The organism is Paraburkholderia sp. CNPSo 3281, assembly GCF_024206515.1.
GTDB classification, from domain to species: domain Bacteria; phylum Pseudomonadota; class Gammaproteobacteria; order Burkholderiales; family Burkholderiaceae; genus Paraburkholderia; species Paraburkholderia nodosa.
The window spans coordinates 1-13,673 of the sequence record NZ_JAMBPS010000051.1 but is presented as its reverse complement, the minus strand read 5'-3'; the positions used below and the strand labels follow the sequence as shown (position 1 = coordinate 13,673).

11 protein-coding genes are annotated in these 13,673 nt (G+C 65.3%); 7 read left to right on the top strand and 4 right to left on the bottom strand.

Annotated elements, in window-relative coordinates; genetic code table 11:
* Window positions 1-13: 13 nt before the first annotated feature.
* Together M3I56_RS32350 and M3I56_RS32345 are read right to left on the bottom strand one after the other, a co-directional pair.
* Window positions 14-1,621 (bottom strand): carboxyl transferase domain-containing protein, encoded by a 1,608-nt coding sequence (locus M3I56_RS32350; RefSeq protein WP_254357475.1) that lies wholly within the window; start codon window positions 1,619-1,621, stop codon window positions 14-16.
* Between the two features lie 35 nt (window positions 1,622-1,656).
* Entirely contained in the window at window positions 1,657-2,838 is a 1,182-nt protein-coding gene (locus tag M3I56_RS32345; protein ID WP_254316715.1) for an isovaleryl-CoA dehydrogenase, read from the bottom strand.
* Between the two features lie 194 nt (window positions 2,839-3,032).
* Here M3I56_RS32345 and M3I56_RS32340 point away from each other — a divergent pair, with 194 nt between their 5' ends.
* The 3 genes from M3I56_RS32340 (at window position 3,033) to M3I56_RS32330 (ending at window position 5,444) form a co-directional block, all read left to right on the top strand.
* Entirely contained in the window at window positions 3,033-3,758 is a 726-nt protein-coding gene (locus tag M3I56_RS32340; RefSeq protein WP_254357474.1) for a TetR/AcrR family transcriptional regulator, read from the top strand.
* Window positions 3,759-4,474: 716 nt separating this feature from the next.
* A complete protein-coding gene (locus tag M3I56_RS32335) occupies window positions 4,475-4,870 on the top strand; it encodes a hypothetical protein (protein ID WP_254357473.1) in 396 nt (131 codons plus the stop codon).
* Window positions 4,871-4,895: 25 nt separating this feature from the next.
* On the top strand, window positions 4,896-5,444 hold the full coding sequence (locus M3I56_RS32330; RefSeq protein ID WP_254357472.1) for a glycine zipper family protein: 549 nt from the start codon (window positions 4,896-4,898) through the stop codon (window positions 5,442-5,444).
* A 94-nt stretch (window positions 5,445-5,538) separates the two neighbouring features.
* Here the strand turns inward: M3I56_RS32330 and M3I56_RS32325 are convergent, their stop codons facing one another.
* A complete protein-coding gene (locus tag M3I56_RS32325) occupies window positions 5,539-8,709 on the bottom strand; it encodes a transglycosylase domain-containing protein (RefSeq protein WP_254357471.1) in 3,171 nt (1,056 codons plus the stop codon).
* A 225-nt stretch (window positions 8,710-8,934) separates the two neighbouring features.
* Here M3I56_RS32325 and M3I56_RS32320 point away from each other — a divergent pair, with 225 nt between their 5' ends.
* Window positions 8,935-9,267 carry a hypothetical protein gene (locus M3I56_RS32320; RefSeq protein WP_254357470.1) on the top strand — a complete coding sequence of 111 codons (333 nt, stop codon included), beginning with the start codon at window positions 8,935-8,937 and terminating at the stop codon, window positions 9,265-9,267.
* Between the two features lie 208 nt (window positions 9,268-9,475).
* A complete protein-coding gene (locus tag M3I56_RS32315; protein WP_028202623.1) occupies window positions 9,476-9,745 on the top strand; it encodes a hypothetical protein in 270 nt (89 codons plus the stop codon).
* 107 nt (window positions 9,746-9,852) lie between these two features.
* On the opposite strand, the gene M3I56_RS32310 is transcribed toward M3I56_RS32315, so the two are convergent.
* The gene (locus M3I56_RS32310; protein ID WP_254357469.1) at window positions 9,853-10,587 is read right to left on the bottom strand and encodes a response regulator transcription factor; all 735 of its coding nucleotides are present in this window, start codon (window positions 10,585-10,587) and stop codon (window positions 9,853-9,855) included.
* A gap of 372 nt (window positions 10,588-10,959) precedes the next feature.
* On the opposite strand from M3I56_RS32310, the gene M3I56_RS32305 reads away from it, so the two are divergent.
* Window positions 10,960-12,261: an MFS transporter gene (locus M3I56_RS32305; protein ID WP_254357467.1), complete on the top strand. Its 1,302-nt coding sequence runs from the start codon at window positions 10,960-10,962 to the stop codon at window positions 12,259-12,261.
* A 127-nt stretch (window positions 12,262-12,388) separates the two neighbouring features.
* The coding region (locus tag M3I56_RS32300) for an MFS transporter (protein WP_254357465.1) at window positions 12,389-13,673 on the top strand (1,285 nt) is incomplete at its 3' end.

Here is a 13,673-nt window from a genome sequence, read left to right as displayed (position 1 = left end):
GGTCCTCAATGCATCACATGCGGAACACGCCGAAGCGCGTCTCTTCGATCGGCGCGTTCATCGTGGCGGAAAGGCCCAGGCCGAGCACGTCGCGCGTTTGCGCCGGGTCGATCACGCCGTCGTCCCACAGGCGTGCGCTCGCGTAATACGGATGGCCCTGCAGTTCGTACTGGTCGCGAATCGGCTGCTTGAACGCATTTTCCTCTTCGGCGCTCCACGTGCCGCCCTTCGCTTCGATGCCGTCGCGGCGCACCGTGGCGAGCACCGATGCGGCCTGCTCGCCGCCCATCACCGAAATGCGCGCGTTCGGCCACATCCACAGGAAACGCGGCGAATACGCGCGGCCGCACATGCCGTAGTTGCCCGCCCCGAACGAACCGCCAATGATGACCGTGAATTTCGGCACCTTGGCCGTGGCCACTGCCGTCACCATCTTCGCGCCGTTGCGCGCAATGCCCTCGTTCTCGTACTTGCGGCCCACCATGAAGCCCGTGATGTTCTGCAGGAACACGAGCGGAATCTTGCGCTGGCAGCACAGCTCGATGAAGTGCGTGCCCTTCAGCGCCGATTCGGAAAACAGAATGCCGTTGTTCGCGATGATGCCGACCGGGTGGCCCCAGATGTGCGCAAAGCCCGTCACGAGCGTGGTGCCGTAGCGCGCCTTGAATTCATCGAAAGCCGAGTCGTCGACGATGCGGGCGATCACCTCGCGCACGTCGAAGGGCTTGCGCGTATCCACGGGAATCACGCCGTAGAGGCTTTTCGCGTCGAAGCGCGGCGGCAGCGGCTCGCGCAGCACCACGGGCGGCGTTTTGGTGCGGTTCAGATTGCCGACGATCGAACGCGCGATGGCCAGCGCATGCGCATCGTTCTGCGCGAGATGGTCGACCACGCCGGAAAGGCGCGTGTGGACGTCGCCCCCGCCCAGGTCCTCGGCGCTCACTTCCTCGCCCGTCGCCGCTTTCACGAGCGGCGGGCCGCCGAGGAAAATCGTGCCCTGGTTCTTCACGATGATCGACTCGTCGCTCATGGCCGGCACATACGCGCCGCCCGCCGTGCACGAGCCCATCACCACCGCGATCTGTGGAATACCCTGCGAAGAGAGATTCGCCTGGTTGTAAAAGATGCGGCCGAAGTGATCGCGGTCCGGAAACACCTCGTCCTGGTTCGGCAGGTTCGCGCCGCCCGAATCGACGAGATACACGCAGGGCAGGTTGTTTTCCTGGGCGATTTCCTGCGCGCGCACGTGCTTCTTCACCGTGACCGGATAGTACGTGCCGCCCTTCACCGTGGCGTCATTGCAAACGATTACACATTCTTGCCCCGCAATGCGGCCAATGCCCGTGATGATGCCCGCACCCGGCGCGTCGTCGTTGTACATGCCGTAGGCCGCGAGCTGCGAGAGCTCCAGAAACGGCGTGCCCGGATCGAGCAGCTGCGCGATGCGATCGCGCGGCAGCAGCTTGCCGCGCGAGAGGTGCTTGTCGCGCGCAGCCTCGCCGCCGCCAAGCGTTAGCTTCTGGATCTTCTCGCGCAGGTCCGCGACGAGCGCTTCCAGTGCCGCCGTATTGGCCTTGAAGTCTTCCGAACGCGGATTGAGCTTCGATTCGATGACCGGCATCCCGTCCTCCCTTCGTTACCGTGAGTTGCTTAGGATTACATTGTTTCCGCGAACAGCTCGCGGCCGATCAACATGCGGCGAATCTCGCTCGTGCCCGCGCCGATTTCGTAGAGCTTCGCGTCGCGCCAGAGACGCCCGACCGGATACTCGTTGATATAGCCATTGCCGCCGAGGATCTGGATCGCTTCGCCCGCCATCCACGTAGCCTTTTCCGCGGTGTACAGAATCACGCCCGCGCAATCCTTGCGCACCTGGCGCACGTGGTCCCGGCCGAGCGTGTCGAGCTGGCGTCCCACCGCGTAGAGATACGCGCGGCACGCCTGGTAGGTTGTATAGAGGTCCGCGACCTTGCCCTGGATGAGCTGGAATTCGCCGATGGCCTGACCGAACTGCTTGCGGTCGTGGATGTACGGCACGACCGCGTCCATGACCGCAGCCATGATGCCGGTGGGCCCGCCTGCCAGCACGGCGCGCTCGTAGTCGAGGCCGCTCATCAGCACTTTCACGCCGCCGTTGAGCTGGCCGAGGATGTTCTCTTCGGGCACTTCCACGTCCTGGAACACCAGCTCGCCCGTGTGCGAGCCGCGCATGCCGAGCTTGTCGAGCTTCTGCGCAACCGAAAAGCCCTTCATACCCTTCTCGACGATGAACGCCGTAATGCCGCGCGAACCCGCTTCAGGGTCGGTTTTCGCGTAGACGACCAGCGTGTCGCAATCCGGGCCGTTGGTAATCCACATCTTCGTGCCGTTGAGCACGTAGCGGTCGCCCTTCTTTTCGGCGCGCAGCTTCATGCTCACGACATCCGAGCCGGCGTTGGGCTCGCTCATGGCGAGCGCGCCGATGTGCTCGCCGGAAACGAGCTTCGGCAAATATTTGCGCTTTTGCGCCTCGCTGCCGTTGCGGTGGATCTGGTTGACGCACAGGTTCGAATGCGCGCCGTACGAAAGGCCGACCGATGCGGACGCGCGCGAGATTTCCTCCATCGCGACCATGTGCGCCGTGTAGCCCATGTTCGCGCCGCCGTACTCCTCCGAGACCGTCATGCCGAGCACGCCCAGGTCGCCGAACTTGCGCCAGAGGTCCATCGGGAACTGGTCGGTGCGGTCGATTTCGCCCGCGCGCGGTGCGATTTCCTTCGCCGCGAAGCCGGCGATGCTGTCGCGCAGCATTTCGACTTCTTCGCCGAGCGGGAACTGCAAACCGGGTACGTTGCTCATGTGTGTCTCCAGGGAATCTCGAACCGGGCGTAGCTTCGCCCCATGGACGCACATTTCACGCCAGATTTACGTTAACGTCAATAGGTATTTCTGAGTGACACTCAAGTTTTCATGAAGATGAAACTTCCTTGTCCGACGGCGTTTTTTTCGCGCATAATCAATTCCATCCTGACGTAAATTGAATCAAGCTCAATATGGAAGCCGTCGCCCAGAAAGCCGTCCTGCCCGCATCGCGCCGCCAGCCGGCGGGCCGCAAGTCGCAGCAGCGCGTGCGCGAGATCCTGCAGGCGGGGCGCGACGTGTTCTCGGAAAAAGGGTACGCACGTGCCACCACGGCCGAGATCGCCCAGCGCCTGGGCGTGTCCGAGGCGACAGTGTTCAGCTACTTTCGGGGCAAACGGGAGTTGTGCGCGCGCGTGATCGGCGACTGGTATGACGAATCGATCGCCGCGATCGAAGGCGGCCTGCCGCGCGACGGCACCGTGCGCCAGCAGTTTGCATTCATCGTGCGCATGCATCTGCAGTTGATGCTGGAGAGCGGCACCGGCATCTGCGAACTGGTGCTCTCGGAAGGCCGCACGCGGCATCATGATCTGAGCGAAGCGCTCACGGAAATGCAGCGCCGCTACACGGCGCCGCTCATGCGGGTTCTCGCGCGCGGCCAGGAAAGCGGACAGATCCGCAACGACCTGTCGCTGCGGCTACTGCGTTCGCTGGTATTCGGGCCCATGGAGCATGTGCTGTGGGACGCGACGCTCGCCAACCGCCGCACGGACATCGACGCCACGGCCGAGCGCCTCGTGGACGCCCTCTGGTCGGCGCTGCAGCCGCCCAACCTCGAACTCGCCGCGCTCGCGCAGTTCAGCCAGGACGTGGGCGAAGCCGTGCGCCGGCTCGAGCGCGAACGCGCCGCGCGCTAGCCGGCGCGCCCTGGCCGGCAGTCAGACCGCCGCTTGCCCGGCCACGCGCGCGCTATCTTCGGCCGCCATTCAGGTAGCAACTGCCGCAGATCGACCACGGGAATCGGCATGCCGGGCAGGTTGAAAAGCCCGGGCAGATACGGCGGCGCACCGGCAGCGCGAACCCGGTACGGGCCAGATGGAACGAGCCGTACAGTTCGACGTTCGGACCGGCGGCACGCGCAGTCCAGCGACGAGGCCAGCAGCGACATCGCGACAAGACAAGCAAGACTTTATTCATGTCGCAATCCTTATTAACTATGAAAGTACGCCATGGCGCACCACAGCGGTGAGGCGCGCGCGCAGTCTACTCAATCTGAGGAAGGGCCTGCGCCCAGAAGATCGAAACGGCGTTTCGATTTGTGATGGCCAGGCGGGCCGTCCATGTTCGTATCGGACGCAGGCGGCAAGCGCATCGATGTCCAATAATTACAACCGGGCGACGTACGCTCGCACCTCATTTCACGCATTTCTGCGAAATATGGGTCGCGAAGCGAGCCGATGCGCGCCGTACGCGCTCCGGGCTGCTTTTGCGCGCCATCTGCCCGGCACCTTCTGTAACAACTCGAAAAATCGGTGCAACTCGCGTAATTGCATTGGATCCGGCAATGTCATAGCGTTCGATAATTGGCTGGCGCGCGCCGTCGCTCCGGCCTGCCCGTTTCTGGAGATCGTGTGTGAGAAGGTCGAAACTGTTTCTCGGGGCCGCCGCGGCCGCGCTTATCGGCGCGTGCGGCGTAGCACACGCGGCACATGTCGGCGTGTATTTCGGCGCCGGCGTGCCGTATTACTACCCGGTCGCGCCCGCGCCCTACTACTACGCGCCGCCACCCGTCATCGTCGCGCCGCCGCCGCAGGCGCCCGACTACATCGAGCAGGGGCAGGCCGGCGCCCCCGCCATGGATCCGCAGCAGGGCCCCGTCAACGCCGCGCCGGGCGATGCAGCAGGCGACCAGCAGGCAAACGCCGACACCTGGTATTACTGCGACGAATCGAAAACCTACTATCCGTATGTAAAGCAATGTTCGTCGGGCTGGCGCGCGGTCCCCGCCCAGCCGGCGCCGTCGAACTGAACACCTTGAAAATATCGAGCCGCACATGAAATACACGTATCTCGCGCTACTCGCCGCAGCGGGGCTGCTGAGCGCATGCGCCGTGACGCCCACGGGGCCGAGCGTGATGGCCCTGCCCGGCACGGGCAAGACCTTCGATCAGTTCCGCGCCGACGACGCGAACTGCCGCCAGTTCGCCTTCCAGCAGGTAGGCGGCGTCACCGCGAACCAGGCGGCAACCGGCGCCGGCGTGGGCAGCGCCGTGGTCGGTACGGCGCTCGGCGCGGCCGCGGGCGCCGCATTTGGCGGCGGTCAGGGCGCGGCCATCGGCGCTGGCGCGGGCCTGCTTGCGGGCAGCGCGGTCGGCATGGGCAACGCACAGGGCTCCGCGTGGGACGTGCAGCGCCGTTACGACTACGCTTATCTGCAGTGCATGTACGCCACCGGCAACCGCATCCCGGCGCCGGGCAACATGACGATGTCGCAGCCCCAGCAGTTCCAGGCGCCGCAGCAGCAGTTCCAGACGGCGCCGCAACCGCGCTACTTGCCGCCGCCCCCGCCGGGGTCGCCGCCTCCGCCGCCGAGCGGATATTGAAGCTGAAGCGGATATAGACCGCATAAAGAAGAACGCGATGCCTGGCGCATTTGCGCCAGCCTCGCGTTTTGCTCTGGATTCCGAATAACCTGAATCAGTGCGTGTCGAATTCAAGCCCCTTGCCGTTCCACACCACACGGCGCATTTCGCCCGATTGCGGGTCGATGAGCGTCATCTGCTGCGCGGCGTGGACAGGATCGGGTTTCTCATCGCGGTCCGTCGCGGACCTGGATTCGAGCAGCGGTTGCAACACCGGCGCGAGCGACTTGAGCAGTTGCACGGACAGCGCACTCGTGAACGTATAGCGCGCCGCGTACGGCTCATGCACCCATGCCGTGAGCGTGCCGTAGAAGCGGTTGCCGATCACGAACACGAAGGTCGCGCTCCGGTTCACCTTGCGCGATTCGATGAGCCGCGCGCCCGGGGCGTACACGTTGAAGCGCTGGTCGCCGGTACCGGTCTTGCCGTACACGGGCAGCGTCTTGCCGTCGGGGAGCGTCATGCCGTCGGCGAGGCGCTTGGCCGTGCCGCCCTCCACCACCGACGTCAGCAGCTCGCGCACCACTTGCGAAATATCCGGCGAAACGAGCGCCTGCGGCGGCGTGGACGCATGAACGAAGTGCGTCTCGTACGGCGTGCCGCGCGCGAAGTCGAGCGACTCGAAGCTATGCGTCGGCAGCTTTTCGCCATTGCTCGAAATCAGGCCGATCAGCTGCGCGAGCGCCGCGGGCCGGTCGCCCGACGCACCGATCGCCGCGCCATAAGAAGGCGTGATGCTGTCGAACGGATAACCGACCGCGCGCCAGGACTTGCCGATCGCGTCATACGCGCGCAGCTCGATCATGTGGCGAATGCGCCGGTTCTGGGTCGCGTGATACTTCGTCTTGAAGAGCCAGCTGTAGGTGTAAAGGCGCGTGTCGCGGCTCTCCTGCTGGACCTGCGCGAGCGTCGCATCCGGGTGCACACGCAAGTCATTCAGCAGCCACAGCTCGAGCGGATGAATGCCCGCAATATAGCCGCGGTCGTTGAGGTTGAATTTGTCGATGGCGTACTTGTCGTAGTAGTGCGCGAGGTCTTCGTCGTCGAGCCACTGGAACTTCGTGTTCTTTAGTTGCGCGCGCATCTGTGCGTCGAACCACGGCAGTTTGCCGTCGGGTTTCACACTGCGCAGCACGGTCGCAATGCGCGCCGGACCCTTGCGCGTGTGCTGCAGCAAGATCGCCAGCGCTTCGTCGTTGCTCTTGCCCGCGTAGCGCGTGTAGAAGCGCTTCATGTAGACCTGGCTCTCACCATCGGCAAACTGCGTGAGAAAACGCGTGCGTACGACAGGATCGTCGAGCCATTGCGCGGGTGGCCCCGAAGTCTGGATCATCTCGTAGTGAACGATGTCGCGCATGAGCCGCACGAACACCAGATTCACCGAATGCTGGAACGCGCGATGCACGGTCAGAATCTGCGCGTTGTCGCTCGACTCGAAATTGTTGAAGCTCTGCGCGCCGCCGCCGGTGTAGAACGTCTCGCCCGGGTTGGCCGAGTACTTGCGCTCGACGGCCGCTTCCAGCATGGAATGCAGCGACCGGTCGGACGTCTTCGAAAGATAGTCGATCGCCCAGCGCGTGAGCGCGTCACTCGGATCGACTTGCGGCAGCATCGCGCGCAACGACTTCGCGTCGTCGGCCGCGTAGCGCGCGTGCAGCGCGCTCACGATCTGCAGATACGTCACGAGCGTGCGCAGCTTCGCCGTCGACCCCAGATTCAGGCGCGCGCCCGAATTGATGTCGAACGGCTGGTTCACGCTGTCCGTTTGCACGCGCACGAGGTTCTCGCCGCTGCTGCGCTCGAACAGCGTGAAGCTATACGCGATCTTCGAAGGATCGTCGGCGGGGCGCAGCATCTCGAAGCCGACCAGACCCGCCTGGCGTGCGCCGTCCTTCGTCGCGGCGTCGGCAAGGCGGTCGCCCACGGCCTGCTGCACGCTGTCGACGAGCGTGGCCGTGGCGGTGAGATCGAGGCGGTCGAGGTCGTAAAGCGTCGTCAGCCCCAGCGCCTGCATGAGCTGGGTGCGCAGCGTCAGCACCGCCTTGCGCTCCACGAATGAAACCGGCGCACGCTGCGACGGCTTCGAGCGGTCGAGCGTGAGTTGCGTGGCGAGCGCGGCGTCGCGCAGCGCCGGCGTAATCACGCCGCCGGCGCCGAGCAGGCGGATATAGCTGTCGGTCAGCTTCGCGAGTGCATCGTTGTTCTTTTGCAGAAAGTACGAAGGCGCGCGCTGGGCGATCAGCAGCGAGAGCACCTGGCGGAACGCCAGCGCCTGCGCGTCGAGCGTCTCTGGCGTAAGCGGCGCGCGCAGGATGCGATTGACGTCGCGGAAGTCGCGCCCGTACCAGGCGGCGAGGCCGTCGCCGAGACCGTTGACTTCGCCCACACCTGGCTTGGCGGAGAGCGGCACCGAATTCAGGTAGTGCACGAGAATCTGCTGGCGCGCGGGCATGGTCTGCGGGCCGTCCAGATAGGCGCGCAGCGAAGCGGACGCGATCTGGCGCAGCTTCTCCGGCGGCGTGGAGGTGCGGCCGCCCGTCGAGTGCCGGAACTTCTCGATCTGCGTGGCGAGCGTGCTGCCGCCCGGCGTTTGCTGATGCTGGTTCACGAGGCGCGCACCCTGGTCGACGAGCGCCCGGCTAAAGCGCCCCCAGTCGATCGCCGGGTTGCGGTTCGGCTGGTCCTGGGCCAACAGGTATTTGTCTTCGATGAAAAGCAGCGAGTCGCGCACCACGGCCGGCACCGCGTCGAAATTCTCGTAGGCGCGCTGCGGATAACGCGTATGGAAGAGCGTCGCACCCGACGCGTCGCGCAGTACGATCCCGGCCTGATCCTTTTCTTCGAATGGCAGGAAAAGCCCCTCGTCGGCCACGGCGATCATGCGATCTGAATCGCGCGCCTGCGCGGCGATTGCGAAACCGCGTTCCGCAAGCCGGTTCTCGAAGGTGGGCAGCTGCGCGTAACCGAGCCGCACGTCGTACGGCCCGTTGGAGGTGGGAAAGCGGATGTTGTGGCTCGGCCCGTTCTCGACCGTAAAGCCGATGTCGCGCGTGAGTTCGGAGAGGTAGCGCGCCTGCAGGCGCGACGTGTCGATTTCGATCTGAACGATGCGCGCGATGATGACGAGGGCGGCCAGAAACGCGACGACGAATCCCCACTTGACCCACCTGAAGAGTGAGCCGGCGCCAGCGGCGCGAAAAGGAAAGCGTACCGATGGGCGGTTCATGCGTATTCTCCTGACGTCACGTCAGATTTCCAGACGGCACCCCTTAAACAGTCTATCTCGCTCCGTAGGTTCTTGCGCGCCAGTATGTAGGGCTCCGCACGCACGTCGCACTGCCGCAACACCGATGCCCAGCGCGTGACAGTTTTGCGGCATTTTGCGCCAGCGCCGTGGCACGGCACATGCTCCCGATATAATGATTGACTATTTCGTTGGATACCGGGAAATATGAAGAAGCTTGCCGTGCCCCTTGCCCTTTCGCTCACGCTCGGCGCGTGCGCGTGGTTTCAGAGCAACCCGGACGCCGGTCAGCCGGTCATCGATTCCACAACCAACCGGTCGGTCCAGGACGTGATCTCGTGCCTGACCGTCGAAGCCTCGCGTCACGGCGCCAGCTTTACCACCTTGCCGCTGCCGCAAGGCCAGATGCTCGAGTTCGGCGACTCGAACGTCATCAAGGTTCGCACCGACAACGGCGCGACGACCTACCGCTATTACGCCGGCAAACGCCACGCCTCGAACCTGTGGATCGAGGGTGCGAGTAAAACCTGCGCGCCTTGAACATTTGACGGGCCGTTTTTGCCGGGCCGTCGCTGGCGGCCCTTCGTGCCCTTTCTATTACCGCTTTTTACATTGATGGGCGCCGTGTAGCGCGATGACACATTTTCGCCGGGCGTTTTAAGAATCGCTTAAGTCTTCGTCCGCATCATCGCTTCACTTAGAAGAAACGAACGCTGCAGGAGGTTTCGTGAAACAGCAAGACCCGCAAATCCAGCCGACAAGTCAGGTCGACAACGAGGCGACGCCCGGCGCGAAGCCCGCTCGCCGCACCTTGTTGCGCCGGTTGCTGAGCCACCACGAGCTCGCGACCCTCCTGTTGCTGCTGCATGCGCCGATCGACGCGCACGCCAAACCGGAGATTCCGATGCTCAAGGAAGCCGGCCTCGTCGAGCAGGTGCAGGACGACGCCGGTGACCCGCGCATCCGCCTCACGTCGGAAGGCAACGCCGTGCTGCAAGGACTCGGCCTCGCGCGCTGAGGTTGCCCCGCGCGGCGCGCAACGCATCGAACAATAAAGACGGCGGCACGCGTGGCGTGCCGCCGTCTTTTTTTATCGAACTACAGAATGAATCGCAGCGCTTCGCCTCAAGCCGACTCGAGTTCCGCGCCTTCGGCGGCGAGCGCCTCATTTTCGTCCTGCAGGCACAACAGCCGGTAGCCGCTCTTGTACACCGGCTGGAGCCGAAAGCCGTTCGGCGTGTCGATCTCCAGCAACAGACGCAGCCGCGATACGTGGCTGTCGATCGTGCGGGTCAAGGTGTGCAACTCGCGCCCCCACACCATCGCGTAAATGTGATCGCGCGAGAGCACGCGCCCGATATTCGAGAAGAACAGCGCAGCCAGCCGGTATTGCGTGGTCGAGAGCAGCACGGGCTTGCCGTGCACGCTGACAGCCTGATGCCGCACATCGAAGTGATAGGGGCCGGCGTCGATCGTCAGGTTCTCGTACCGGTCGGGAAACGCGCGGCGCAGGAGCGCGTCCACGCGCGCACGCAGCACCGAAGGACAGACGGGCAGGCACACGTAGTCGTCCGCGCCGATAGAAAACGCTCGCACCACGCTCTCGTCGGAGGCGTCCTCGGAGACGAACAGCACCGGAATCTGGCTGCCGTTCACGGCCCGCAAGGTTCTCAGCAGTTCCGAGCCGGCGATTCGCGAGCCCTGCCAGTCGAGCAGGAGCATATCGACAGTCGATGCGGCCAGCGTCCTGGCAAGCTGGAGTGCGTCGCTGGACGGCACGCAGGCGTGACCGCCTTGCGTCAGCACGCGCTCGAGCTGCTGGCGATGGTCGGCGTCGCGCTGGAGAATCGCGATGCGCATGGTGGGCACCTGATGGTTCGATGATCAAACCGGGCAATTTTGTGGATATGTGCAAAATCTGCCCATCGGACGAGTCCGAATTCCAGAGCGCTTCATCGTTTCCCTACAGCGGCGCGTGAGCGTCCTGACGGGCCGCGCATCGGGCAGCTTCCAGGCTTCCTGTAGAATCGCGCACTGGCCTGAAGTCGTCGCACGTCCGCCCACCCTCGCGGACGCGCTGTTGCCGTGCCCCACCCTTGCGCCCGCCTATCCGACGACCGCCGCCCCCGCGCCACGCGCGCACCAGGCAAATTCGGCCATCCCGGACGTCCACACGCGTTCCGCACGCGCTACATACAACGTCGTACATAACAACACCCTGGTTTTTCGGAAATGCAAGCAACAGATATTGGCGTGCGCACGCCTGCCGCTGCGCGCGCGCTCACCCGCAGCGACTACAAGACGCTCGGGCTCGCCGCACTCGGCGGCGCCCTCGAGTTCTACGACTTCATCATCTTCGTGTTCTTCGCGCCGGCTATCGGCCAGTTGTTCTTCCCCGCAACGATTCCCGACTGGCTGCGCCAGCTGCAGACTTTCGGCATCTTCGCGGCGGGCTACCTCGCGCGGCCGCTCGGCGGCATCGTCATGGCGCACTTCGGCGACCTGCTCGGCCGCAAGCGCATGTTCACGCTCTCCGTGCTGCTGATGGCGCTGCCCACGCTCGCCATGGGCTGCCTGCCCACCTATGCGACGATCGGCATCCTCGCTCCCGTGCTGCTGCTCGCGCTGCGCGTGCTGCAAGGTGCGGCCGTGGGCGGCGAGGTGCCGGGCGCGTGGGTGTTCGTCTCCGAGCACGTGCCGCGCCGCCATATCGGCTACGCATGCGGCACGCTCACGGCGGGCCTCACGTTCGGCATCCTGCTCGGCTCGCTGCTCGCCGCGGCGGTCAATCATCACTACGCCCCGAGCGACATCGCCGCGTACGCCTGGCGCATTCCGTTCCTGATTGGCGGGCTGTTCGGCATGTTCTCGGTGTATCTGCGCCAGTGGCTGCACGAAACGCCCGTGTTCGCGGAGATGCAGGCGCGCAAGTCGCTCGCCGACGAAATTCCGCTCAAGGCCGTGCTGCGCGACCACGGCCGCGCCGTGATCGTCTCGATGCTGCTCACGTGGATGCTTTCGGCCGCCATCGTCGTCGTGATCCTCATGACGCCGCCGCTCCTGCAGAAGCAATTCCATCTCGACGCCACCACGTCGCTGCTCGCGAACTGCGTGGCGACGCTCTTCCTCACGGTGGGCTGCGTGAGCGCGGGCGCGCTCGCGGACCGCTTCGGCGCGCGCCGCGTGCTGGCCATTGGCGGCATTGCCCTCGCGATCGCGTACTACACGCTGTTCCGCCAGATCGCCGTGGACAGCTCGATGCTCATGCCGCTTTACGCGCTCTGCGGGCTGCTGGTCGGCACAATCGGCGCGGTGCCCTATGTGATGGTGAACGCGTTCCCGCCCGTGGTGCGCTTCTCGGGCATCTCGTTCTCGTACAACGTGGCGTACGCCGTGTTCGGCGGCCTCACGCCGATCGTCGTCGCGCTGCTGATGAAGTCCGCGCCGCTCGCGCCGACCTACTATGTGGCCGCGATCTGCGTGCTCGGTGCGATCACGACGCTGTTCTTCAAGGACGCCCATCGCGAGCCGTAAGTGCGCCGCGGTGCGCATTGAATGCGCACGGGACGGCCGCCACTGGTCCGGCACCATTTTGCCGACGGCTTCGACGATTCACCTCGCGCTGAAACGTCGAAGCCGGCGAGCGCCCTACCATGGGCGCATGAATACCTCACACCCCACCCCCGCCCCCCACGTCCATTTCACGCCCGCGCTCACGCGTATCGTCGCGACCGTCAGCGTCGGGTTCGTCGTCACGCAGCTGGACGTCACCATCGTCAATATCGCGCTCGCGCGCATCGCAACCGATCTCCATGCGAACGTCGCGGGCCTGCAATGGATCGTCGACGCCTATACGCTCGCCTTCGCGGTGCTGATGCTCTCGGGCGGCGTGCTCGGCGACCGCTACGGGGCGCGCCGCCTCTACGCCATCGGGCTCGTGGTGTTCGCGCTCGCCTCGCTGGCCTGCGGACTCGCGGCCAATCCGGTCATGCTGGTCGCCGCCCGCGCGCTGCAGGGCGCAGGCGCCGCGGCCATGCTGCCCAATTCGCTCGCGCTGCTCAACGAAGCGTGCCGCCACGACCAGGCGCTCAGAGCGCGCGCAGTGGGTTTCTGGACCGCCGCTGGCGCCATCTCGATCGCCGCCGGCCCGGTGGCGGGCGGTCTGCTGATCGCGGCGCTCGGGTGGCGCAGCATTTTCCTCGTGAACCTGCCGCTGTGCGCAGCAGGCCTGTGGGCCGCGCTCGCGTGGATTCCCGCGCCGCGCCGCCATGCGCACGCCTCCAGCGCTGCCGGCGCGCCCGCCGTGCGCAGCCTCGATGTGCCCGGCCAATTGCTCGCCATCGTGGCGCTCACGGCCTTTACGGGCGCCGTGATCGAATGGCGGCCGCTCGGCTTGACGCACTGGGCCGTGGCGGGCGGCTTTGCGCTCGCGCTGGTCGCGGGTTTTGCGTTCGTCTCACTCGAGGCACGCGCACGCGACCCCATGCTGCCGCTCGCCATGCTACGCAACCGCACGTTCAGCGCAGCGGTGCTGTTCGGCATCTGCGTGAATCTCACGTATTACGGCACCGTGTTCGTGCTCGCGCTCTATCTGCAGCATGCGCGGGGAGAGACGCCACTCCAGGCGGGCCTCGCGTTCATTCCGCTTACCGCCGGCTTCCTGCTCTCGAACATCGTGAGCGGCCATGTGGTGGCGCATTACGGCACGCGCCGGCCGATGATCGTCGGCGCGCTGATTGCGGGTGCCGGCTACGCATTGCTGATCAGCGTGGACGCCTCGACGCCGCTCGCCTTCGTGCTGCTCGCCTTTCTGCTGATTCCCTCTGGCATGGGCCTGGCCGTCCCGGCGATGACCACGGCCGTGCTCTCCTCGGTCGAGCCGGCGCGCGCGGGGACGGCCTCTGCGCTGCTCAATACGGCGCGTCAGGCGGGCGGGGCGGTAGGGG

Excerpts from the sequence above, each read along its gene's own strand:
- M3I56_RS32310 (WP_254357469.1), bottom strand. The coding sequence starts at position 10,587 with ATGCGCATCGCGATTCTCCAGCGCGACGCCGACCATCGCCAGCAGCTC.
- M3I56_RS32320 (WP_254357470.1), top strand. The coding sequence starts at position 8,935 with ATGAAGAAGCTTGCCGTGCCCCTTGCCCTTTCGCTCACGCTCGGCGCG.
- M3I56_RS32350 (WP_254357475.1), bottom strand. The coding sequence starts at position 1,621 with ATGCCGGTCATCGAATCGAAGCTCAATCCGCGTTCGGAAGACTTCAAG.
- M3I56_RS32330 (WP_254357472.1), top strand. The coding sequence starts at position 4,896 with ATGAAATACACGTATCTCGCGCTACTCGCCGCAGCGGGGCTGCTGAGC.
- M3I56_RS32325 (WP_254357471.1), bottom strand. The coding sequence starts at position 8,709 with ATGAACCGCCCATCGGTACGCTTTCCTTTTCGCGCCGCTGGCGCCGGC.
- M3I56_RS32305 (WP_254357467.1), top strand. The coding sequence starts at position 10,960 with ATGCAAGCAACAGATATTGGCGTGCGCACGCCTGCCGCTGCGCGCGCG.
- M3I56_RS32340 (WP_254357474.1), top strand. The coding sequence starts at position 3,033 with ATGGAAGCCGTCGCCCAGAAAGCCGTCCTGCCCGCATCGCGCCGCCAG.
- M3I56_RS32345 (WP_254316715.1), bottom strand. The coding sequence starts at position 2,838 with ATGAGCAACGTACCCGGTTTGCAGTTCCCGCTCGGCGAAGAAGTCGAA.